The organism is Streptomyces sp. NPDC085937, from assembly GCF_044540535.1.
Lineage (GTDB): Bacteria > Actinomycetota > Actinomycetes > Streptomycetales > Streptomycetaceae > Streptomyces.
In genome coordinates this window covers 85,220-107,025 of sequence record NZ_JBITSH010000015.1, presented here as the reverse complement: position 1 = coordinate 107,025, position 21,806 = coordinate 85,220, and the positions used below count along the sequence as shown (strand labels likewise).

Annotated in this window: 20 protein-coding genes and 1 pseudogene; 1 reads left to right on the top strand and 20 read right to left on the bottom strand. The window is 70.0% G+C overall.

Features of this window, described 5'->3' with window-relative positions:
* Positions 1-61: 61 nt before the first annotated feature.
* Positions 62-1,888, top strand: coding sequence for a glycosyl hydrolase family 18 protein (locus ACIF8S_RS27280; RefSeq protein WP_400002471.1), 1,827 nt, complete (start codon positions 62-64; stop codon positions 1,886-1,888).
* 71 nt (positions 1,889-1,959) lie between these two features.
* Here the strand turns inward: ACIF8S_RS27280 and ACIF8S_RS27275 are convergent, their stop codons facing one another.
* The 20 genes and pseudogenes from ACIF8S_RS27275 to thrB form a co-directional block, all read right to left on the bottom strand.
* Positions 1,960-2,406, bottom strand: a complete 447-nt coding sequence (locus ACIF8S_RS27275) for a DUF2550 domain-containing protein (protein ID WP_349791109.1) — start codon at positions 2,404-2,406, stop codon at positions 1,960-1,962.
* A 162-nt stretch (positions 2,407-2,568) separates the two neighbouring features.
* Positions 2,569-2,946, bottom strand: coding sequence for a F0F1 ATP synthase subunit epsilon (locus tag ACIF8S_RS27270; RefSeq protein ID WP_349791110.1), 378 nt, complete (start codon positions 2,944-2,946; stop codon positions 2,569-2,571).
* A gap of 131 nt (positions 2,947-3,077) precedes the next feature.
* Positions 3,078-4,514: a F0F1 ATP synthase subunit beta gene (gene atpD / locus ACIF8S_RS27265; RefSeq protein WP_145827378.1), complete on the bottom strand. Its 1,437-nt coding sequence runs from the start codon at positions 4,512-4,514 to the stop codon at positions 3,078-3,080.
* The gene (locus ACIF8S_RS27260; RefSeq protein WP_400002469.1) at positions 4,514-5,431 is read right to left on the bottom strand and encodes a F0F1 ATP synthase subunit gamma; all 918 of its coding nucleotides are present in this window, start codon (positions 5,429-5,431) and stop codon (positions 4,514-4,516) included. Before ACIF8S_RS27260 ends, atpD begins: the two co-directional genes overlap by 1 nt.
* Before the next feature lie 21 nt (positions 5,432-5,452).
* Positions 5,453-7,042, bottom strand: a complete 1,590-nt coding sequence (gene atpA / locus ACIF8S_RS27255) for a F0F1 ATP synthase subunit alpha (RefSeq protein WP_359599103.1) — start codon at positions 7,040-7,042, stop codon at positions 5,453-5,455.
* A 141-nt stretch (positions 7,043-7,183) separates the two neighbouring features.
* The gene (locus tag ACIF8S_RS27250) at positions 7,184-7,999 is read right to left on the bottom strand and encodes a F0F1 ATP synthase subunit delta (RefSeq protein ID WP_400002467.1); all 816 of its coding nucleotides are present in this window, start codon (positions 7,997-7,999) and stop codon (positions 7,184-7,186) included.
* On the bottom strand, positions 7,996-8,541 hold the full coding sequence (locus ACIF8S_RS27245) for a F0F1 ATP synthase subunit B (protein WP_150152854.1): 546 nt from the start codon (positions 8,539-8,541) through the stop codon (positions 7,996-7,998). The genes ACIF8S_RS27250 and ACIF8S_RS27245 overlap by 4 nt, the downstream gene beginning before the upstream one ends.
* Before the next feature lie 41 nt (positions 8,542-8,582).
* Positions 8,583-8,813: an ATP synthase F0 subunit C gene (atpE, locus tag ACIF8S_RS27240; protein WP_024884520.1), complete on the bottom strand. Its 231-nt coding sequence runs from the start codon at positions 8,811-8,813 to the stop codon at positions 8,583-8,585.
* A 77-nt stretch (positions 8,814-8,890) separates the two neighbouring features.
* The gene (gene atpB / locus ACIF8S_RS27235; RefSeq protein WP_024884519.1) at positions 8,891-9,712 is read right to left on the bottom strand and encodes a F0F1 ATP synthase subunit A; all 822 of its coding nucleotides are present in this window, start codon (positions 9,710-9,712) and stop codon (positions 8,891-8,893) included.
* A 225-nt stretch (positions 9,713-9,937) separates the two neighbouring features.
* Positions 9,938-10,375 carry a hypothetical protein gene (locus tag ACIF8S_RS27230; protein ID WP_024884518.1) on the bottom strand — a complete coding sequence of 146 codons (438 nt, stop codon included), beginning with the start codon at positions 10,373-10,375 and terminating at the stop codon, positions 9,938-9,940.
* A 312-nt stretch (positions 10,376-10,687) separates the two neighbouring features.
* The gene (locus tag ACIF8S_RS27225; protein WP_400002464.1) at positions 10,688-12,031 is read right to left on the bottom strand and encodes an MraY family glycosyltransferase; all 1,344 of its coding nucleotides are present in this window, start codon (positions 12,029-12,031) and stop codon (positions 10,688-10,690) included.
* Positions 12,032-12,169: 138 nt separating this feature from the next.
* A complete protein-coding gene (glyA, locus tag ACIF8S_RS27220) occupies positions 12,170-13,408 on the bottom strand; it encodes a serine hydroxymethyltransferase (protein ID WP_400002462.1) in 1,239 nt (412 codons plus the stop codon).
* Between the two features lie 101 nt (positions 13,409-13,509).
* Entirely contained in the window at positions 13,510-14,190 is a 681-nt protein-coding gene (locus ACIF8S_RS27215; RefSeq protein WP_400002460.1) for a protein-tyrosine-phosphatase, read from the bottom strand.
* The gene (locus ACIF8S_RS27210; RefSeq protein ID WP_215211536.1) at positions 14,187-14,834 is read right to left on the bottom strand and encodes an L-threonylcarbamoyladenylate synthase; all 648 of its coding nucleotides are present in this window, start codon (positions 14,832-14,834) and stop codon (positions 14,187-14,189) included. Before ACIF8S_RS27210 ends, ACIF8S_RS27215 begins: the two co-directional genes overlap by 4 nt.
* Positions 14,835-14,890: 56 nt before the next feature.
* Positions 14,891-15,730 carry a peptide chain release factor N(5)-glutamine methyltransferase gene (gene prmC, locus ACIF8S_RS27205; protein ID WP_349791119.1) on the bottom strand — a complete coding sequence of 280 codons (840 nt, stop codon included), beginning with the start codon at positions 15,728-15,730 and terminating at the stop codon, positions 14,891-14,893.
* A 70-nt stretch (positions 15,731-15,800) separates the two neighbouring features.
* Positions 15,801-16,868 (bottom strand): peptide chain release factor 1, encoded by a 1,068-nt coding sequence (prfA, locus tag ACIF8S_RS27200; protein WP_215211535.1) that lies wholly within the window; start codon positions 16,866-16,868, stop codon positions 15,801-15,803.
* 105 nt (positions 16,869-16,973) lie between these two features.
* Positions 16,974-17,195, bottom strand: a complete 222-nt coding sequence (gene rpmE, locus ACIF8S_RS27195) for a 50S ribosomal protein L31 (RefSeq protein WP_024884511.1) — start codon at positions 17,193-17,195, stop codon at positions 16,974-16,976.
* Between the two features lie 122 nt (positions 17,196-17,317).
* Positions 17,318-17,764, bottom strand: a pseudogene (locus ACIF8S_RS27190) (FG-GAP repeat domain-containing protein); the annotation flags it as partial.
* A 260-nt stretch (positions 17,765-18,024) separates the two neighbouring features.
* Entirely contained in the window at positions 18,025-20,085 is a 2,061-nt protein-coding gene (gene rho / locus ACIF8S_RS27185) for a transcription termination factor Rho (protein ID WP_400002457.1), read from the bottom strand.
* 418 nt (positions 20,086-20,503) lie between these two features.
* Positions 20,504-21,421 carry a homoserine kinase gene (gene thrB, locus ACIF8S_RS27180; protein ID WP_349791122.1) on the bottom strand — a complete coding sequence of 306 codons (918 nt, stop codon included), beginning with the start codon at positions 21,419-21,421 and terminating at the stop codon, positions 20,504-20,506.
* Positions 21,422-21,806: the final 385 nt, after the last annotated feature.

The following is a 21,806-nucleotide window of genomic DNA, read 5'->3' as shown; positions in this document are numbered from 1 at the left end:
CTCGCCGCACCGTGGGCACGAAGGCTCAGTCGTGCCCCCATCCCCCAGAAGGAGGCGCGGCATGCGCTTCAGACACAGAGTCGCGGCAGGGATCGCGACCCTCGTGCTCCCCTTCGCCGGCCTCGTAGGCCTCGCGAGCAACGCCCAGGCGGCGACGTCGGCGACCGCGACCTACGTCAAGACCCAGGACTGGGGCTCCGGCTTCGAGGGCAAGTGGACCGTCAAGAACACCGGCACCACCAGCCTCAGCTCCTGGACCGTCGAGTGGGACTTCCCCTCCGGCACCTCGGTCACCTCCGCCTGGGACGCCGACGTCACCTCCTCCGGCACCCACTGGACCGCCAAGAACAAGTCCTGGAACGGCACGCTCGCCCCCGGTGCCTCCATCAGCTTCGGCTTCAACGGCAGCGGCTCCGGCTCCCCCGCCAACTGCAAGCTCAACGGCGGCAGCTGTGACGGCGGCACCACCAATCCCGGCGACAACCCGCCGAGCGCCCCCGGCACCCCCACCGCCTCGAACGTCACCGACACCTCGGTGCGCCTGTCCTGGTCCGCGGCCACCGACGACAAGGGCGTCAAGAACTACGACGTGCTGCGCGACGGCTCCCGCGTCGCCACCGTGACCGGCACCTCGTACACGGACAGCGGCCTGGCCAAGGGCACGGACTACTCCTACGCCGTGCAGGCCCGGGACACCGCCGACCAGACCGGCCCGGTCGGCGGCGCGGTGCGGGTCCGCACCACCGGCAGCACCGAGGAGCCTCCGCCCACCGGCGACAAGGTCAAGCTCGGCTACTTCACCGAGTGGGGCGTCTACGGCCGCAACTACCACGTCAAGAACCTGGTGACCTCGGGCACCGCCTCGAAGATCACGCACATCAACTACGCCTTCGGCAACGTCAAGAACGGGCAGTGCACCGTCGACGACACGTACGCCGCCTACGACAAGGCCTACACCGCCGACCAGTCGGTCAGCGGCCAGGCCGACACCTGGGACCAGCCGCTGCGCGGCAACTTCAACCAGCTGCGCCAGCTGAAGGCGAAGTACCCGCACATCAAGGTGCTGTACTCCTTCGGCGGCTGGACCTACTCCGGCGGCTTCGGCCAGGCCGCGCAGAACCCCGCCGCGTTCGCCCGGTCCTGCAAGCAGGTCGTGGAGGACCCGCGCTGGGCCGACGTCTTCGACGGCATCGACATCGACTGGGAGTACCCCAACGCCTGCGGCCTGACCTGTGACACCTCCGGCCCGGCGGCGTTCAAGAACCTCTCCCAGGCACTGCGCAACGAGTTCGGCCAGAACTACCTGGTGACCGCGGCCATCACCGCCGACGGCTCCAACGGCGGCAAGATCGACGCGGCCGACTACGGCGGCGCCGCCCAGTACCTCGACTGGTACAACGTGATGACCTACGACTACTTCGGCGCCTTCAACGCGCAGGGCCCGACGGCCCCGCACTCGCCGCTCACGTCGTACGCGGGCATCCCGCAGGCCGGCTTCAACTCCGCCGACGCCATCGCCAAGCTGAAGGCGAAGGGCGTCCCGTCCAAGAAGCTGCTGCTCGGCATCGGCTTCTACGGCCGCGGCTGGACCGGCGTCACCCAGTCCGCCCCCGGCGGCACCGCGACGGGCGCCGCGCCCGGCACATACGAGGCGGGCATCGAGGACTACAAGGTCCTCAAGAACAGCTGCCCGGCCACCGGCACGATCGCCGGCACCGCGTACGCCCACTGCGGCACCAACTGGTGGTCCTACGACACCCCCGCCACCATCAGCTCCAAGATGGCGTGGGCCAAGTCCCAGGGTCTCGGCGGCGCCTTCTACTGGGAGTTCAGCGGCGACACCAGCAACGGTGAGCTGGCCTCCGCCGTCGACGCCGGACTGAAGTAACGCGCACCTGGCACAAGCCATCGCCCCCTCCTCCCGGCCGGGAGGAGGGGGCGATGTGCCTCAGCAGACGATCAGGCGACGTTCACCCTCTGCCCCGGGGGCGCCGCCTCCAGCCAGGCGAGGAATCCGGTCAGCGCGTCCTCGCTCATCGCAAGCTCCAGCCGCGTCCCCCGGTGCAGACAGGCGAGGATCACCGCGTCCGACAGCAGCGCCAGCTCCTCCTCGCCCTCGGGCACGCGACGGCCGGCCACCTCGATCGCGGAGCGCTCCAGGACACGGCGGGGACGGGGGGCGTAGGAGAAGACCCGGAACCACTCGACCCGGTCGCCGTTGTAGCGGGCCACCCCGTAGGCCCAGCCCTTGCCGCCGGTTTCGCCCTTCTCGGGGGCGTCCCAGCGCAGGCTGCAGTCGAAGGTGCCGCCGGACCGCTGGATGAGGCGGCGCCGCAGGCCGAAGACGAAGAGCCCCACCACCACTAGAGCCACGACGATTCCGCACACAGTCAGAGCGAGGACCATCGACACCGACCTCCTCGTCTCCTAGGTAACGGAACGGAAAAATCATCCAGATCTGCCTCAGCCGCGACCGGCTCCGGATCGCTCCGGTGCCGGCCGCGGCTGAATGACGTCATCTCACCGCTCCCCCAGTGCCCCGAAGGGCCTGGGAGGGGCCCCCACGGATCAGCGCCCCGCCGTCGCCGCCCGCAGACGGACGTCCGCGGCGCGCTGGGCGTCGGCGTCGTCCTCCGCCTTCGCGCGGGCGAGCTCCTGCTCCACGCGCTGGACGTCGATCTCGTCCGACAGCTCGGCGATCTCGGCCAGCAGGGACAGCTTGTTGTCCGCGAACGAGATGAATCCGCCGTGCACCGCGGCGACGACCGTGCCGCCCTCGGGCGTGCGGATGGTCACCGGGCCCGACTCCAGCACACCGAGCAGCGGCTGGTGACCGGGCATGACGCCGATGTCGCCGGACGTGGTGCGCGCGACGACCAGGGTGGCCTCGCCGGACCAGACCTCTCGGTCGGCCGCGACCAGCGCGACGTGCAGCTCAGCAGCCAAGGTGGCTCCTCGGGTCACCACCCGGCGGTTGTGCCGGGTGTTGGTTACAAGTCTAGTGGGCGTGGCAGAGGGGACGGGACGTGCCCGCCCCCTCACCAGTGAGCCGTTCGGCTCACGTCAGAGCGCGGGGGTCAGGAGACGCCCAGCTCCTTCGCGTTCTTCTTCAGGTCCTCGATGCCACCGCACATGAAGAACGCCTGCTCCGGGAAGTGGTCGTACTCGCCGTCGCAGATCGCGTTGAAGGCCGCGATCGACTCGTCCAGCGGGACGTCCGACCCGTCGACGCCGGTGAACTGCTTGGCGACGTGGGTGTTCTGGGACAGGAAGCGCTCCACGCGACGGGCACGGTGGACGACGAGCTTGTCCTCCTCGCCGAGCTCGTCGATACCGAGGATCGCGATGATGTCCTGCAGGTCCTTGTACTTCTGCAGGATGTTCTTCACGCGCATCGCGGCGTTGTAGTGGTCCGCCGCGATGTACCGCGGGTCGAGGATGCGGGACGTCGAGTCCAGCGGGTCCACGGCCGGGTAGATGCCCTTCTCGGAGATCGGACGGGAGAGAACCGTCGTCGCGTCGAGGTGGGCGAAGGTGGTGGCCGGGGCCGGGTCGGTCAGGTCGTCCGCGGGGACGTAGATCGCCTGCATCGAGGTGATCGAGTGACCACGGGTCGAGGTGATGCGCTCCTGGAGGAGACCCATCTCGTCGGCCAGGTTCGGCTGGTAGCCCACCGCGGAGGGCATACGGCCGAGCAGGGTCGACACCTCGGAACCGGCCTGGGTGAAGCGGAAGATGTTGTCGATGAAGAACAGCACGTCCTGCTTCTGCACATCGCGGAAGTACTCCGCCATGGTCAGGCCGGCCAGGGCCACGCGCAGACGGGTGCCCGGGGGCTCGTCCATCTGGCCGAAGACCAGCGCGGTCTTGTCGATGACGCCCGACTCGCTCATCTCGTCGATGAGGTCGTTGCCCTCACGGGTGCGCTCACCGACACCGGCGAACACCGACACACCGTCGTGGTTGTTGGCGACGCGGTAGATCATCTCCTGGATGAGCACCGTCTTGCCGACGCCGGCACCGCCGAACAGGCCGATCTTTCCACCCTTGACGTACGGGGTGAGAAGGTCGATGACCTTGACGCCGGTCTCGAACATCTCGGTCTTCGACTCGAGCTCGTCGAAGTTCGGCGCCTTGCGGTGGATCGGCCAGCGCTCGCCCGTGTACTCCTCGTCGGAGTTCAGCACCTCACCGAGGGTGTTGAACACCTTGCCCGTGGTGAAGTCACCGACCGGCACGGAGATGGAGGCACCGGTGTCGGTCACCGGGGCCTGGCGGACCAGGCCGTCGGTGGGCTGCATGGAGATGGTGCGGACCAGGCCGTCGCCCAGGTGCTGCGCGACCTCGAGGGTCAGCGTCTTGAGCTCGCCCTCCTTGGCCGGGTCGGCGACCTGGACGTGCAGGGCGTTGTAGATGTCCGGCATGGCGTCGACGGGGAACTCCACGTCGACGACCGGGCCGATGACCCGGGCGACGCGGCCCGTAGCCGTCGCGGTCTCAACAGTGGTGGTCATTAGTTGTCACTCCCCGCGGTCGCGTCGGCCAGGGCACTGGCGCCACCGACGATCTCGCTGATTTCCTGGGTGATTTCGGCCTGGCGGGCCGCGTTGGCAAGACGGGAGAGCGTGTTGATCAGCTCGCCCGCGTTGTCGGTGGCCGACTTCATCGCGCGCCGCGTGGCGGCGTGCTTCGAAGCGGCCGACTGGAGCAGCGCGTTGTAGATGCGGCTCTCCACGTACCGCGGCAGCAGCGCGTCGAGGACGTCTTCCGCCGAGGGCTCGAAGTCGTACAGCGGCAGGATCTCGCCCTTGACGGCGTTCTCCTGGGCCACTTCCTCGAGGCGCAGCGGCAGCAGCCGGGAGCCGACCGCCGTCTGCGTCATCATCGACACGAACTCGGTGTAGACGATGTGGAGTTCGTCCACGCCGCCGTCCGCGGTCTCCGTCTGGAGCGCCTCGATCAGCGGGGCCGCGACCTTCTTGGCGTCCGCGTACGAGGGCTCGTCGGTGAAACCGGTGAACGTCTCCGCGATCGTGCGCTCACGGAAGTTGTAGTGGGCCACACCGCGCCGGCCGACGATGTACGTGTCGACCTGCTTGCCCTCGCGCTCCAGGCGCTCGGTCAGCTGCTCCGCCGCCTTGATGGCGTTGGCGTTGAAGGCGCCGGCCAGGCCGCGGTCGCTCGTGAGGAGCAGGACCGCGGCACGGGTCGGGTTCTCCGCCTCCGTGGTGAGCGGGTGCTTGGTGTTCGACCCGGTTCCGACCGCCGTGACCGCGCGGGTGAGTTCCTGCGCGTACGGCGTGGAGGCCGCCACCTTGCGCTGCGCCTTGACGACGCGCGAGGCGGCGATCATCTCCATCGCCTTGGTGATCTTCTTGGTCGCGGTGACGGATCGGATGCGACGCTTGTAGACCCGGAGCTGAGCTCCCATGAGTCAGGTCCCTTCCTTACGTCACTTGGCGGCGGACGGGGCGTCCTCGCCGAGCAGCTTGCCGTCGCTCGTCTCGAACTGCTTCTTGAACTCGGCGATCGCGTCGGCCACGGCCTGCAGGGTGTCGTCCGACATCTTGCCGCCCTCGCGGATGGAGGTCATGAGGCCCTGCTCCTTGCGGTGCAGGTACTCCAGGAGCTCCTTCTCGAAGCGGCGGATGTCGGCGACCGGCACCTCGTCCATCTTGCCGGTGGTGCCGGCCCAGACGGAGACGACTTGGTCCTCGGTCGACATCGGCTGGTACTGGTCCTGCTTCAGCAGCTCGACCATGCGCTGACCGCGCTCCAGCTGCGCCTTCGACGCGGCGTCCAGGTCGGAACCGAAGGCGGCGAACGCCTCCAGCTCACGGAACTGGGCGAGGTCCACGCGCAGACGGCCGGAGACCTGCTTCATCGCCTTGTGCTGCGCGGAACCACCGACTCGGGAGACGGAGATACCGACGTTCAGCGCGGGGCGCTGACCGGCGTTGAACAGGTCCGACTCCAGGAAGCACTGGCCGTCGGTGATGGAGATGACGTTGGTCGGGATGAACGCCGAGACGTCGTTGGCCTTGGTCTCGACGATCGGCAGACCGGTCATCGAACCGGCACCCATCTCGTCGGAGAGCTTCGCGCAGCGCTCCAGCAGACGGGAGTGCAGGTAGAAGACGTCACCCGGGTAGGCCTCACGGCCCGGCGGGCGGCGCAGCAGCAGCGACACGGCGCGGTAGGCGTCGGCCTGCTTCGACAGGTCGTCGAAGATGATCAGGACGTGCTTGCCCTCGTACATCCACTGCTGGCCGATGGCCGAGCCGGTGTACGGCGCCAGGTACTTGAAGCCGGCCGGGTCGGACGCCGGGGCGGCGACGATGGTCGTGTACTCCAGCGCGCCGTTCTCCTCCAGCGCGCGGCGGACCGACGCGATGGTGGAGCCCTTCTGGCCGATGGCGACGTAGATGCAGCGGACCTGCTTCTTCGGGTCGCCGGAGCGCCAGTTGTCACGCTGGTTGATGATCGTGTCGACGGCCAGCGCGGTCTTGCCGGTCTGGCGGTCGCCGATGATCAGCTGACGCTGACCACGGCCGATCGGGGTCATGGCGTCGACGGCCTTGTAGCCCGTCTCCATCGGCTCGTGCACCGACTTGCGCTGCATGACCGTGGGGGCCTGCAGTTCGAGGGCGCGGCGGCCCTCGGTCTCGATCTCGCCGAGGCCGTCGATCGGGTTGCCGAGCGGGTCGACCACACGGCCGAGGTAGCCCTCGCCGACGGCGACGGACAGCACCTCGCCGGTGCGGGTGACCGGCTGGCCCTCCTCGATGCCGCTGAACTCACCGAGGACGATGGCACCGATCTCGCGCTCCTCGAGGTTGAGGGCGAGGCCGAGGGTGCCGTCCTCGAACTTCAGCAGCTCGTTGGCCATGGCCGAGGGCAGGCCCTCGACCTTCGCGATGCCGTCACCGGCCAGGGTGACCGTACCGACCTCCTCGCGCGAGGCCGCGTCCGGCTTGTACGACTGGACGAAGTTCTCCAGCGCGTCCCGGATCTCCTCCGGCCGGATCGTGAGCTCCGCCATCTGAGTTCCCTGCTCTCCTTGTTGGGCCCGAAGTTTCACTTGGGGGGTATGGGGACTCCCCCCAATATGAGGTGAATCCTCTTCACGGCCCAACCAGGGCCGTAAGTGCGTACTGCTTACTGCTTATGAAGAATGTGGTGCCTAGCTCGCCAGCCGGCGGCTCGCGTCCTCGAGCCGGTCCGACAGGGAGCCGTTGATGACCTCGTCACCGACCTGCACCCGGATCCCGCCGACGACCGAGGGGTCGACGTCGAGGTTGAGGTGCATCCGCCGGCCGTAGAGCTTCGCGAGGGCGTCGCCCAGGCGCTGCTTCTGGCCGTCGCTCAGCGGTACCGCGGAGGTGACGACGGCCACCATGCGGTCCCGGCGGTCGGCGGCGAGCTTGGACAGGGACTCGAGTCCCGTCTCCAGGCTACGTCCACGCGGCGCGGTCACCAGTCGCGTCACCAGACGCTCGGTGGCCGCGTTCGCCCTGCCGCCGAGCAGGCTGCGCAGCAGCTCGCTCTTGGAGGAGGCGGGCGCGCTGCGGTTGGTGAGCGCGGCGCGCAGCTCGGTGCTGGAGGAGACGATCCGGCCGAACCGGAACAGCTCGTCCTCGACGTTGTCGAGCGCACCGGCCTTCTGGGCGGCGGTGAGGTCGGCGGTGTTCGCCAGCTCCTCCAGTGCGTCCACCAGGTCGCGGGACTGCGACCAGCGGGTGCGCACCATGCCGGCCACCAGGTCGGCGGCCGGACCGCTGACCTGCGAGCCGAGGAGGCGCCGGGCCAGGTCGGCCTTGGCGTCACCGGCCTGCGCCGGGTCGGTGAGGACCCGACGCAGCGACACCTCGCGGTGGAGCAGCGCGGTGACGGCGGCCAGCTCACCGGCGAGCGAGCCGGCGTCCGTGGACGTGGAGTCCGTCAGCGCGTCGAGACGCTCGCGTGCGGCTGCCAGGGCGTCGCGGCTCGCTCCGTTCATCGTGCGGCCTCGGCCTTCTGGTCGAGCTCGTCGAGGAAGCGGTCGATCACGCGGCTCTGCCGGGCGTGGTCCTCGAGGGACTCGCCGACGAGCTTGCCGGCCAGTTCGGTGGCGAGCTTGCCGACGTCCTGGCGCAGCGCGGACGCGGCGGCCTTGCGGTCGGCCTCGATCTGGGCGTGACCGGCGGCGACGATCTCCTCGCGCTGCCGCTGGCCTTCCGCGCGCATCTCGGCGATGAGCGTGGCGCCCTGCTCCTGCGCCTCCTGGCGCAGACGCGCGGCCTCGTGCCGGGCCTCGGCGAGCTGGGCCTTGTACTGCTCGAGGACGCTCTGGGCCTCGGTCTGCGCGGCCTCAGCCTTCTCGATACCGCCCTCGATGGCCTCGCGCCGCTCTTCCAGAACCTTGTTGATGTTCGGGAGGAGCTTCCAGGCGAGGAAGCCGAAGACGATGACGAAGGCGATCAGGCCGATGACGAGCTCGGGGATCGGCGGGACGAGGGGATTTTCCATCTCCTCGGCCGCGATCGTGAGCATCGGGCTCATGGGTTTGCCTTTCGTCTAGTCGGCGGGAAGTTGATCCGCGATTACTTGCCGTAGACGAACGGCATGACCAGACCGATCAGGGCGAGCGCCTCACAGAACGCGAAGCCCAGGATCTGGTTGGCGCGGATCAGGCCGGCTGCCTCGGGCTGGCGGGCGAGGGCCTGGGTGCCGTTACCGAAGATGATGCCGACGCCGACGCCGGGGCCGATGGCAGCGAGGCCGTAACCGATGGAGCCGAGCGAGCCGGAAACAGCGGCAAGGGTCTGGGACATGCCAGTTCTTCCTTTTCTTTACGGACCGGTGGGGGTTGGCCACCGGACGATCAGGGGGTGGTGGTGCGGGGGTGCGCTCAGTGGTGCTCGGCGAGCGCGCCCTGGATGTACGTGCACGTGAGGAGCACGAAGACGTACGCCTGAAGGGCCTGGATGAAAAGTTCGAAGGCCGTCATCACGATCGTCATGATGAAGCTGACGCCCGCGTAGGCGATGCCGACGCCGTTCAGCAGGTACCAGCTGGCGATCGTGAAGAGCAGCAGCAGGGTGTGGCCCGCGAACATGTTCGCGAAGAGACGCACGGCGTGCGTGAAGGGCCGCACCAGCAGGTTCGAGAAGAACTCGATGAGCATGGCCAGCGGCAGCACCGGGCCGAGCGACTTGTCGTAACCCGTGACGTTCTTGAAGAAGCCGACGAAGCCGTGCCGCTTGAACGTCAGCGAGACCCACAGGATGTACACGACGGCCGCGAGTACCGCCGGGTAGGCGATGATCGAGGTGACCGGGAACTGGGCGACCGGGATGATCGACCAGAGGTTCATCATCCAGATGAAGAAGAAGAGGGAGACGATCAGCGGAACGTACTTCTCCCCTTCCTTCTTGCCGATGGTCTCGTACACGACGCCGCGCCGGATGAAGTCGTATCCGGCCTCGGCGACCATCTGCAGCTTGCCCGGGACGACCTTCGGCTTACGGAAGGCGGCCCAGAAGAAGCCGATGATGACGAGCGAGCCGAGCAGGGCCAGCAGCATCGGCTTGTTGAAGTACAGGTTGCTGTCCGCGTCGCCCCAGAGGGGCTCGAACAGGAACGAGTGCAGGCCGGGAGCCGGGAAGCCACAGCCGTCGAAGATGTGGCAGTCGGTCTCGAAGGCGAGCACCTGCGTCGGGTCAGCACTCACCGCGGGCTCCTTCAGCGTGGCGCATAGGTACGGCAACCTCGTTGTGTCGGCGCGGCGCTGAGCCGCGGTTCGGCACGGGACTGGTGTTACGGATGTGGGGGCGGCTGGGGGGCATCTCGCCTCGCGATTGAGCAGGCGTCAGCAGAGATGCCCGCGCCCGCGATGCCGCAGTTGGCACCGGACGATAGCAGGGTCTTGCCGGCCTCTTTATCCCGCCCCTACCCGTCACGACGAGTGCCCCGATTTTTCGGACTTCGTGTCCGTCGTCGACTCGGGTTCGACGTAGAGAATCTTGGACTTCATGTGGGCCCGCGTCTGCGCCGCGATCCATGCCAGCGTGACGGCGACCAAGGTGATCGCGAAGGCCCGGGGGTTGAACAGCGTCGTGTTCTTGAAGACGGCGAGGAAGACGAACAGCAGCAGGATCTGTGCCGCGTAGAGCATCAGGCCCATCGCCTGGAAAAGATGCGGAAGCGATTTGGCGGTGCGCTGCAGGACGTAGAGACCGATCCCCATGAAGAGCATCGCCACCACGGTCGCGACGACGGCTCCGACCGCCCCCTTGCCGCCGGCCACCACAGCACTGATGACGGCGGCGACAGCACCGACGGCAGCCGTGGGCACGGCGGCCTGGGCCAGGATCCGGACGTCATTGGACGGCATGGCGGCAACTCCGCAATTCACAGGGGGCAGTGTGTCGTCATGGACGAGCGTAAACCCCCGGGCCGGGTGCGAATTCACCGCACCGGTGAGCCGTCACAGGGCGGCTCGTCGGCTCTCTCCGGGGTTCTCGTGAACGGTATCACAAACTATTTGATGCAGTCTTTACCTGAAAGGTGTGCTTGGAGTCACACATGAGGGGCAGCCTGCGCGTCTGAGCGCGACAGACGGCCGAATGTCTGATATTGGGGCGGTTCGTGGCCCCAACTTCGCCCCATCGAAGCACCACGACTTGGCAATGCTCTAGTCGAATTCTTACCTTGACCGTGATCGGTCGGCCAGGCGTGCGCGGGGCCCCACGGCACTCGCGCCGTTGACACCGGCGACACCCGCCGGCACCGGAGTACGGGCCTCGGAGGCCTCCTCCGGGCCCTGGACGGGCTCCCCGCCCGGCTGCGGGGCGTCCTCGCCCCCCTCGGCCGCGGCCGTCCTCCTGCGCCGGTAGCGCGGCGGCACGAAGGCCTCCGCCCAGCGCGGGGCACGCGGGGTGAAGCGGGGCAGCAGAAGCAGTACCAGCCCGAGGGTGGAGAGGATCACCACACTCAGCACGATCCACATCGACGCCGAGTTCACCGAGTAGGTCAGTGCGCCGAAGGCGATCAGCGCCGACCAGAAGTACATGATCAGCACCGCGCGGCTGTGCGAGTGGCCGATCTCCAGCAGCCGGTGGTGCAGGTGCCCGCGGTCCGCGGCGAACGGCGACTGACCGCGCCAGGTGCGCCGGACGATCGCCAGGATCAGGTCGGCGGCCGGCACCGCGATGATGGTCAGCGGCAGCAGCAGCGGGATGTAGACCGGCACCGTCTGGTGCACGGCCTCCTTCTCCGAACCGGCGAACAGCTTCAGCGCGTCCGGGTCCACCTGCCCGGTCACGGAGATCGCGCCGGCCGCCAGCACCAGGCCGATCAGCATCGAGCCGGAGTCACCCATGAAGATCCGCGCCGGGTGCATGTTGTGCGGCAGGAAGCCCAGGCACATGCCCATCAGGATCGCCGCGAACAGCGTCGCCGGGGCGGCCGCCTCGATGCCGTACGAGTACCAGATGCGGTAGGCGTACAGGAAGAACGCGGCCGCCGCGATGCACACCATGCCGGCCGCGAGACCGTCCAGCCCGTCCACGAAGTTGACCGCGTTGATGGTGATGACGACCAGGGCGACGGTGAGGAGCGTGCCCTGCCACTGGGTGAGCGCGACCGAGCCGACACCCGGGATCGGCAGCCACAGGATCGTCAGACCCTGCATGACCATCACGCCGGCGGCGATCATCTGCCCGCCCAGCTTGATCAGGGCGTCGATCTCGAACTTGTCGTCCAGCACACCGATCAGCCAGATCAGCGCGGCCCCGGAGAGCAGCGCGCGTGGCTCGTTGGAGTTCTCGAAGAGCTGGTCGAGGTTGGTGAGGTGGTCGGCGACCAGCAGGCCCGCGCACAGGCCGAAGAACATCGCGATCCCGCCGAGCCGCGGAGTGGGCTCCCGGTGCACGTCACGTGCCCGGATCTCCGGCATCGCCCCCGCCACGATCGCGAACTTCCGCACCGGCCCGGTCAGGAGGTACGTCACCGCGGCCGTGATGCAGAGCGTCAGCAGGTATTCACGCACGGGCTTCCCCACAGATCTCGCTGGCCTTCACAGCCCCACACCCTAGCGAGGGGCGCATAAGAGTGGGGACTTCCGGGTACCGACGATGGTTGCACGGACGGCCGTGCCCGCGGCCGCTCCCCCCCCGTCCGGCCCCGCTCAGCGGGGGTACGGCGGGAAGGCCGCCACCAGCTCCCGCACGTCCTCCCGGGCCCGCGCCGGATCCGTACCGCCGCGCAGCACGCTCGCCAGCAGCCCGGCGACCAGCGTCATCTCCCGGGTGCCCATGCCCTGTGTGGTGACCGCCGCCGTGCCCAGGCGCAGCCCGCGGTCGTCGTCGTGCGGCAGGGCGCAGCAGTCCAGGACCAGGCCCGCCGCCGCGAGCCGGCCCCGCGCGGTGCGTCCGTCGACGCCGAGCGGGGCAGGGTCGGCGGTGATCAGGTGGGTGTCGGTGCCGCCGGTGGTGACCACCAGCCCCTCGGCGGTGAGCGCGGCGGCCAGCGCCCGCGCGTTGGTCACCACCTGGTGGGCGTACGCGGCGAACGCCGGGGTCGCCGCCTCGCCGAAGGCGACCGCCTTCGCGGCGATGGTGTTCATCTGCGCGCCGCCCTGGGTGAAGGGGAACACCGCCCGGTCCACGCGCTCGGCCAGCTCCTCGCCGCAGAGGATCATCCCGCCGCGCGGCCCCCGCAGCACCTTGTGCGTGGTCGCGCACACGACGTCCGCGTACGGCACCGGGCTGGGCGCCGCTCCGCCGGCGATCAGCCCCATCGGGTGCGCCGCGTCCGCGATGAGGTAGGCGCCCACGTCGTCGGCGACCTCGCGGAAGAACGCGTAGTCGATGTGGCGGGGGTAGGCGATGGAGCCGCACACGATCGCCTTGGGGCGGTGGGCGCGGGCGAGGGCGCGCACCTGATCGTGGTCGATCAGGCCGCTCTCCGCGTCCACCCCGTAGCCGACGAAGTCGAACCAGCGGCCGGAGAAGTTCACCGGAGAGCCGTGGGTGAGGTGACCGCCGTAGGGCAGGCCGAGGGCGAGGACGGTGTCGCCGGGACGCAGCAGCGCGGCGTACGCGGCGAGTACGGCGGAGGAGCCGGAGTGCGCCTGCACGTTGGCGTGGGCGGCGCCGAACAGCGCCTTGGCACGGTCCACGGCGAGGCGCTCGGCGACGTCGACGATCTCGCAGCCGCCGTGGTGGCGGTTGCCCGGGTAGCCCTCGGCGTACTTGTTGGCCAGCGGCGAGCCGAGGGCGGCCAGCACGGCCGGTGACATGAAGTTCTCGGCGGCGATCAGCTGCAGCGTGGCCGCCTGCCGCTCGCGCTCGCCGAGCAGCACCTCGGCGAGCTCGGGGTCCTGCCGGCGCAGGACATCGGCCTCGAGCGCATGGGTGACCGTCATCGTGGACTCCCGGACGTCGGCACTGACGTACGACCAATGTAGGCCCGCCTGTCCCGGTGCGCCCGCGTTCTTGCACCCGTCCCGCGGGCGTCACGGGCCGCTCAGGTCCGTGCGGGCACTCCGGTCAGCGCCGTCACCACCGGGTCCAGCGCCTGGTGTATCTCGTCGCCGATGGAGCGGAAGAAGGACAGCGGGGCGCCGTACGGGTCGTGGACCTCGTCCGCCTCGGCCGTGGGCGCAAGGAGCCAGCCGCGCAGGGCGGCGGCGGCGCGGACCAGGGCGCGGGCGCGCATGACCAGCCCGTCCTCCAGGGGCGGCAGGGTCGCCGGGTCGATCGCGTCGACCAGGCGGGTGAACTCCTTGAGCGTGAAGGTGCGCAGCCCCGCCGAGTGGCCCATGGAGATGACCTGGGCGCGGTGGTCGCGGGTCGCGGTCAGCACGAGGTCGGCGCGGATGACGTGCTCGTCGAGCAGCTCCCGGCCCGTGAATCCGGAGGCGTCCGCGCCGTACTCCCCCAGCACGGTCTCCGCGTGGGCCTCCATCGGCGCGCCCTCGTGACCCCAGGTGCCGGCGCTCTCGACGATCAGCCCGCCGCCCAGGACGCCGAGGCGCTGGTGCACGAAATGCCGGGTCAGCCGCTCGGTGATGGGCGAGCGGCACACGTTCCCGGTGCTGACGTGGAGGATGCGGAAGGTGTCGCGCGGGAGCCCTACGAAGGTGGTGGTGATCTCCGCGGCCCGTTCCCCGTTGCCTATGCCACGCCCCGCCTCAGGGGCCGTCAATTCGCCACCTCGAGGTCGGGTACCACCTTGCGCAGTTCGTCGGGCGAGAGGGCGCCCTCGCGCAGCAGCACCGGCACCGGGCGGGTGACGTCGACGATGGACGACGGCACGTTGCCCGGGGTGGGCCCGCCGTCCAGGTAGACGGAGACGGAGTCGCCGAGCATCTCCTGGGCGGCGTCGCAGTCCTCCGGGGCCGGGTGGCCGCTGAGGTTGGCGGAGGAGACGGCCATCGGGCCGACCTCGGTGAGCAGTTCGATGGCCACGGGGTGCAGCGGCATGCGCACCGCGACGGTGCCGCGGGTGTCGCCGAGGTCCCACTGGAGCGACGGCTGGTGGCGGGCGACCAGCGTCAGCGCGCCCGGCCAGAACGCGTCGACCAGTTCCCAGGCCATCTCCGAGAAGTCGGTGACCAGGCCGTGCAGGGTGTTCGGGGAGCCGATGAGGACGGGGCTGGGCATGTTGCGGCCGCGGCCCTTGGCCTGCAGCAGGTCGCCGACGGCCTCCGAGCTGAACGCGTCGGCGCCGATGCCGTACACCGTGTCGGTCGGCAGCACCACGAGCTCGCCCCGGCGCACTGCGGACGCGGCCTCGCGCAGACCGGTCGTGCGGTCGGTCGCGTCGTTGGTGTCGTATCGCCGAGCCATTTAGCGGGCCTCCTCGTACACGTGCTGCTGGGGGGAAGAAGTATGCGCCGTGCCGGTCACGGCAGCGCCTTGCGTGCGGTGGCGAACCGGGGGCGGTTGTTCAGGTCGGGGTGGTCGGCCGCGTCGGTCCAGCCGCGGTCCTCGGCGAAGATCCACGGCACCTGGCCGCCCTGGGTGTCGGCGTGCTCGACGACGACCACCCCGCCGGGGCGCAGCAGCCGGTGCGCGGTGCGCTCCAGGCCGCGGATCAGCTCCAGGCCGTCCTCACCGGAGAACAGCGCGAGCTCGGGGTCGTAGTCGCGGGCCTCGGGGGCGACGTACTCCCACTCGGTGAGGGGGATGTAGGGCGGGTTGGAGACCACCAGGTCGACCTGGCCGTCGAGGTCCGGGAAGGCGGTCAGGGCGTCCCCCTGGCGCAGTTCGACCCTGGACCCCTCCACGTTCTTGCGGGTCCACCTGAGGGCGTCCTCGGACAGCTCCACGGCGTACACGCGGGACCGGGGCACCTCCTGGGCGAGCGCGAGGGCGATCGCGCCGGAGCCGGTGCACAGGTCGACGATGCACGGCTCGACGACGTCCATCGCGCGCACGGCGTCTATGGCCCAGCCGACCACCGACTCGGTCTCCGGGCGGGGCACGAACACCCCCGGGCCGACCTGGAGCTCCAGGTAGCGGAAGTACGCCCGGCCGGTGATGTGCTGGAGCGGCTCGCGGGCCTCACGGCGGGCGATGACCTCCCAGTACCGGGCGTCGAAGTCGGCGTCCTTCACCGTGTGCAGCTCGCCGCGCTTGACGCCGTGCACGAACGCGGCGAGCTCCTCCGCGTCGGTGCGCGGCGAGGGCACGCCCGCGTCGGCGAGCCGCTGGGTGGCCTGGGCCACCTCGGCGAGCAGCACGCCTCGGGGGTTCGGGGGTCGCCCCCCAATGTGTTGCTGCACGCTGATCCTCCGGGCTGTCTTCGGGTGCTTACGCGGCGGCGAGCTTGGCGGCCGAGTCCGCGTCGACGCAGGCCTGGATCACCGCGTCGAGGTCGCCGTCCAGGACCTGGTCCAGGTTGTACGCCTTGAAGCCGACACGGTGGTCGGAGATGCGGTTCTCCGGGTAGTTGTACGTGCGGATCTTCTCGGAGCGGTCCACGGTGCGGACCTGGCTGCGGCGGGCGTCGGCGGCCTCCCGCTCCGCCTCCTCCTGCGCCATGGCGAGGAGCCTGGAGCGCAGGATACGCAGTGCCTGCTCCTTGTTCTGCAACTGGCTCTTCTCGTTCTGGCAGGAGGCGACGACACCGGTCGGCAGGTGCGTGATGCGCACGGCGGAGTCGGTGGTGTTCACCGACTGCCCGCCCGGACCGGAGGAGCGGTAGACGTCGATGCGCAGGTCGTTCGGGTTGATCTCGACGTCGACCTCCTCCGCCTCGGGGGTCACGAGGACACCCGCGGCCGAGGTGTGGATGCGGCCCTGGGACTCGGTGGCGGGCACCCGCTGCACGCGGTGCACCCCGCCCTCGTACTTCATCCGGGCCCACACGCCCTGGCCGGGCTCGATCTGGCCGCGGGACTTCACGGCGACCTGGACGTCCTTGTAGCCGCCCAGCTCGGACTCGGTGGCGTCGATGATCTCGGTCTTCCAGCCGACGCGCTCGGCGTAGCGCAGGTACATGCGCAGCAGGTCGCCGGCGAACAGGGCGGACTCGTCGCCGCCCGCGCCCGCCTTGATCTCGAGGATGACGTCCTTGTCGTCGCTGGGGTCGCGCGGGACCAGCAGCAGCCGCAGCTTCTCGGTGAGCTCCTCGCGCCGCGCCTCCAGGTCCTTGACCTCGGCGGCGAACTCCGGGTCGTCGGCGCCCAGTTCGCGCGCGGTCTCGATGTCGTCGCCGTGCTGCTTCCAGGAGCGGTACGTGGCGACGATCGGGGTGAGCTCGGCGTAGCGCTTGTTCAGCTTGCGCGCGTTGGCCTGATCGGCGTGGACCGACGGGTCGGCGAGCTTCTTCTCCAGGTCGGCGTGCTCGGCGACGAGTTCCTCGACGGCCTCGAACATCTTGGGCTCCTGCTGGTACGTGGGTGAAGGGCGGGCGACCAAAAACGCCGGTCCCGGCCTGCCCCCGGGCGGGGGCGCGGCCGTGGACCGGCGATTCGGTGCTCGCTACTTCTTGGAGCCGGCAGCCTTGCCGAAGCGGGCCTCGAAGCGGGCCACACGGCCACCGGTGTCGAGGATCTTCTGCTTGCCCGTGTAGAACGGGTGGCACTCGGAGCAGACCTCGGCGCGGATGTTGCCGCCGGTGATCGTGCTGCGGGTGGTGAACGACGCGCCACAGGTGCAGCTGACCTGCGTCTCGACGTACTCGGGGTGGATGTCGCGCTTCAAGGTGTCTCCTAGGTTCCGGGAGGGCACCGGGTCGCATCCGCGGGATGCGGGGCGTGAACCGGGGCCGACGTACCAGTCTGCCAGGACTGGCGCCGTCTCCCAAAACGGGGGTGGCCCCGGGATCATTCCCGGGGCCACCCCGTGGTGCTCACGGACGGGCGGAGGCTCAGCCCAGCAGGTCGTGATTCTGGTAGCCGGCCGCTCGGCGTGCGGGCCAGCAGGTCCGCCTTGCCATCGCCGCTGACGTCGCCGACCGTGACGACGGCGTTGTACGTGGTGCTCTTCCACGTGGCCAGCTTGGTGCGGCCGGTGAAGGAGCCCGCGCCGGCCTTGCCGGTGCCCTTGTGCAGGTACAGGTCGCCGGTGCTGCGGACCCGGGCCACCAAGTCGGTGCGGCCGTCGCCGGTGAAGTCACCGTGACCGCGCAGGACGTCGAAGCCGGCCCAGCCCGTGCCCGTCTTCAGACGGGCCGAGAAGGTGCCGTTGACCTTGCCCGGGTACGTCCACAGGACGCCCGCGGAGTCGACCATCAGCAGGTCGGGCACGTAGTCGCCGGTCAGGTCACCGGGGTGACGATCTGGCGGCCGGCGCCGTCAGCAGCGCCGCGACGACGGCGAACCGGCGCCTGCGAGGGCCGGGTCCGGACATGGGTACATCCATGCAATTACCCCCTCGGGCTGTTGGGATCGTTCTCTGAATCCTGTTGGAGGAGAGCCCGGAGCAGCGTGAACGTACACCTGTCCGACCACATCCGTGCACGAAAAACGGCCGTCCCGTGAAGGGACGGCCGTTCGTCGTGCCCGCGCGGGGGCCCGAGAAGAAGGTGACGTCAGTCGCCGTTGCCCGGCGTCGGCGTCGTCTTCTGGATCTGCATCAGGAACTCGACGTTCGACTTGGTCTGCTTCATCTTGTCGAGCAGCAGCTCGATCGCCTGCTGCTGGTCCAGCGCGTGCAGCACGCGGCGCAGCTTCCAGACGACCGCCAGCTCCTCGTTGCCGAGCAGGATCTCTTCCTTACGGGTGCCGGACGCGTCGACGTCCACCGCGGGGAAGATGCGCTTGTCGGCGAGCTTCCGGTCGAGCTTGAGCTCCATGTTGCCGGTGCCCTTGAACTCCTCGAAGATCACCTCGTCCATGCGGGACCCGGTGTCCACCAGGGCGGTGGCGAGGATGGTCAGCGAGCCGCCGTCCTCGATGTTGCGGGCCGCACCGAAGAAGCGCTTCGGCGGGTACAGGGCGGTCGAGTCGACACCACCGGACAGGATGCGGCCGGAGGCCGGGGCGGCGAGGTTGTACGCACGGCCCAGACGCGTGATCGAGTCGAGCAGCACGACGACGTCGTGACCCAGCTCCACCAGGCGCTTGGCGCGCTCGATGGCGAGCTCGGCGACCGTGGTGTGGTCCTCGGCCGGGCGGTCGAAGGTCGAGGAGATGACCTCGCCCTTCACCGACCGCTGCATGTCGGTGACCTCTTCCGGACGCTCGTCGACGAGGACGACCATCAGGTGGCACTCGGGGTTGTTGTGGGTGATCGCGTTGGCGACCGCCTGCATGATCATGGTCTTGCCGGTCTTCGGCGGGGCCACGATCAGACCGCGCTGGCCCTTGCCGATCGGCGACACGAGGTCGATGATCCGCGTGGTGAGCACGCCCGGGTCGGTCTCCAGGCGCAGCCGGTCCTGCGGGTACAGCGGGGTCAGCTTGTTGAACTCCGGGCGGCCGCGGCCGTGTTCGGGCGCCATGCCGTTGACGGAGTCCAGGCGGACCAGCGCGTTGAACTTCTCGCGCCGCTCGCCGTCCTTGGGCTGGCGGACCGCACCGGTGACGTGGTCGCCCTTGCGCAGGCCGTTCTTGCGGACCTGGGCGAGGGAGACGTACACGTCGTTCGGGCCGGGCAGGTAGCCGGAGGTCCGGATGAAGGCGTAGTTGTCGAGGATGTCCAGGATGCCCGCGACCGGGATCAGGACGTCGTCCTCGTTGATCTGCGGCTCCTGCACCTCGTCGCGGCCACGACGGCCACGGCGGTCGCGGTAGCGGCCACGACGGCCACGGCGGCCGCCTCCGTCGTCGTCGTACCCGTCGTCCTGACGGCCCCCGCCACCCTGCTGGTTCTGCTGACGGCCGCCGCCCTGGCTCTGCTGCTGGTCGTCGCCCTTGCCCCGGCGGTCACCACGATCGCCGCGGTCGCCCCGGTCGCCGCGGTCACCTCGGTCGCCGCGGTCACGGTCACGTCCGCGGTCACGGTCGCGCCGGTCGCGGCGGCGGCCCTCGCCGCCGTCGTGGTCGGACTTGCCGTCACCCTGCTGCTGCGCCGGGTTGTCGTTCTTGGTGTCGGTCTTCGCCTCGGCCGCAATCGTCTCGGTCGCGGCGGACGGGGCGCCGGCCTCGGCGGTGGCGCGACGGCGGCGACGCTCGGCGGGGGCGCTCTCGGCGGCCTGCTCGGCGTCGGAGGCCTTCGGCGAGGGCTGACCGGGAATCTCGATCTGCTGCTGGGCCGCGGCCTTGTCGGCGGGCGCCTGCTCGTCCTTGGCCTCGGCCTTCTCCGCCTTCTCGGCCGTGTCGCCCGTGCGGGTGCGGGAGGTGGCGCGGCGCTTGGGCTTGGTCTCGCCGGCGGCCTCGGCCTTGGCCGGGGCGTCCGCGGAGGGGGCGCCCGAACCGGCGGCCTGCGCCTCCTTGATGACCTCGATCAGCTGGCTCTTGCGCATCCGCGCGGTGCCCCTGATACCGAGGCCGGATGCGACCTGCTGCAGCTCGGCCAGCACCATGCCCTCGAGGCCGGTACCGCGGCGCCGCCGGGAGCCGGCACCGGTGGCAGGCGCGGAAGCGTCCGTGGCGGGCGCGGCAGCGGTCTCCTCGACACGTGCGCCCATCAGATCGGTGGTGTCGCTCACAAAGGGTCCTTCCCTGGAGCGGACGTCGGCCTGTCTGGCTCGGCGACCGGTTGTGCTGTCCGGCATCGTTCCCTGGTGTGTGGACCGTGCCGGGGCGGTGGTCCGCCTCAGCGGCGGAAGAGATATCTGGTGATGGCGCTACCTCGAGCCGTGGCACCCAGTGTCACGTGGCGCGGTCGCACCGGTTCCGAAGCTCCCCCAGAGGGGGTACCCCCACTGGCGGGCCGTTCAGTGTCCGCGTACGACGTACGGCCTGCGTGCGTCGCAGTGAACACAGTGCGGCTTGGGGGGCTCCCGGAAGAATGTCTGTCCCGGACGGGGACACGAGGCACCTCGCCATGGTGGGGTCGGGTGCAGACTTGAGGTTAACACTACCGGATCCAACAAACATTCCCCCTCTCCAAATCCGGCAACCGTGTCAGGTGGCGAGCGGAAGGACGCTCGCTCCCTGGACGTCGAGCCCGAGCCGGTTCGCGGCCCAGTCGGTGCCGGCCAGTGCCTCGACCTTGTCGGCCGTGCCCGCGTCGGCCAGCGCCATCACCGTGGGTCCGGCGCCGGAGATCACGGCGGGGATCCCGTCCCCGCGCAGCCGCTCCACCAGTGCGGCGCTCTCCGGCATCGCCGGGGCGCGGTACTCCTGGTGCAGACGGTCCTCGGTGGCGGGCAGCAGCAGCTCGGGGCGCCGGGTCAGCGCCTCGACGAGCAGGGCCGCCCGGCCCGCGTTGGCGGCGGCGTCGACATGCGGCACGGTGCGCGGGAGCAGTCCGCGCGCGGTCTCGGTGAGGACCGGCTTCGCGGGCACGAAGACCACCGGAACGACGGATTCGGCGGGCTCCATCCTGATCGCCCGGGCGGCGCCGCCCTCCAGCCAGGACAGGGTGAACCCGCCGAGCAGGCAGGCCGCGACGTTGTCGGGGTGGCCCTCGATCTCGGTGGCCAGCTCCAGCAGCGCGGTGTCGTCGAGCTTGGCGTCGGCGCCTATCGTGACGGCGCGCGCGGCGACGATCCCGGCGCAGATGGCGGCCGACGAGGAGCCGAGGCCCCGGCCGTGCGGGATGCGGTTGGCGCAGACGATCTCCAGACCGCGCGGCTGCCCGCCGAGCAGGTCGAAGGCGGTGCGCAGGGAGCGTACGAGAAGGTGGCGCTCGTCCCGCGGGAGGGTCTCACTGCCCTCACCCGCGATGTCGATGTGCAGCCCGGAGTCCGCCACCCGGACGACGACGTCGTCGTAGAGGCCCAGCGCGAGGCCGAGGGCGTCGAAGCCCGGGCCGAGGTTGGCGCTGGTGGCGGGGACGCGCACCCGGACGGCGGCGGCGCGGAACGCGGGACCGGCCATCGCTCGAAGACTCTCCTTGAGCTGCGTGGACTGTCGAATGACGTTCGATGGACATTCGATGACGTACGAGAACCCTGGGGCCGCCGCCGGCCGGGCTGGCCGGCCGCTTGCGGGCCGCCCCGGGTCACTGGCGGGGACCACGGGGACGACGCACTACCGCGGCATATGCGGCGGGCGGGTTCGGTACAGCCTATCGAAGGAAGGTTCACCTGCGACATAGGGCGCACAGGAGGCGCACGATGCGTGTCGTAAGCCCCCCGTGCACCCCCTGCGGTGAGCGTCCCCAGGCAGGCGCGTCCTTACGCCGGTTTCGCGGATCCGCGTCGCCTGAAGCGCGTGGACCGCACCGCAGGAAACGCGTGGACCGCGTCGCCGGGAGCACGCG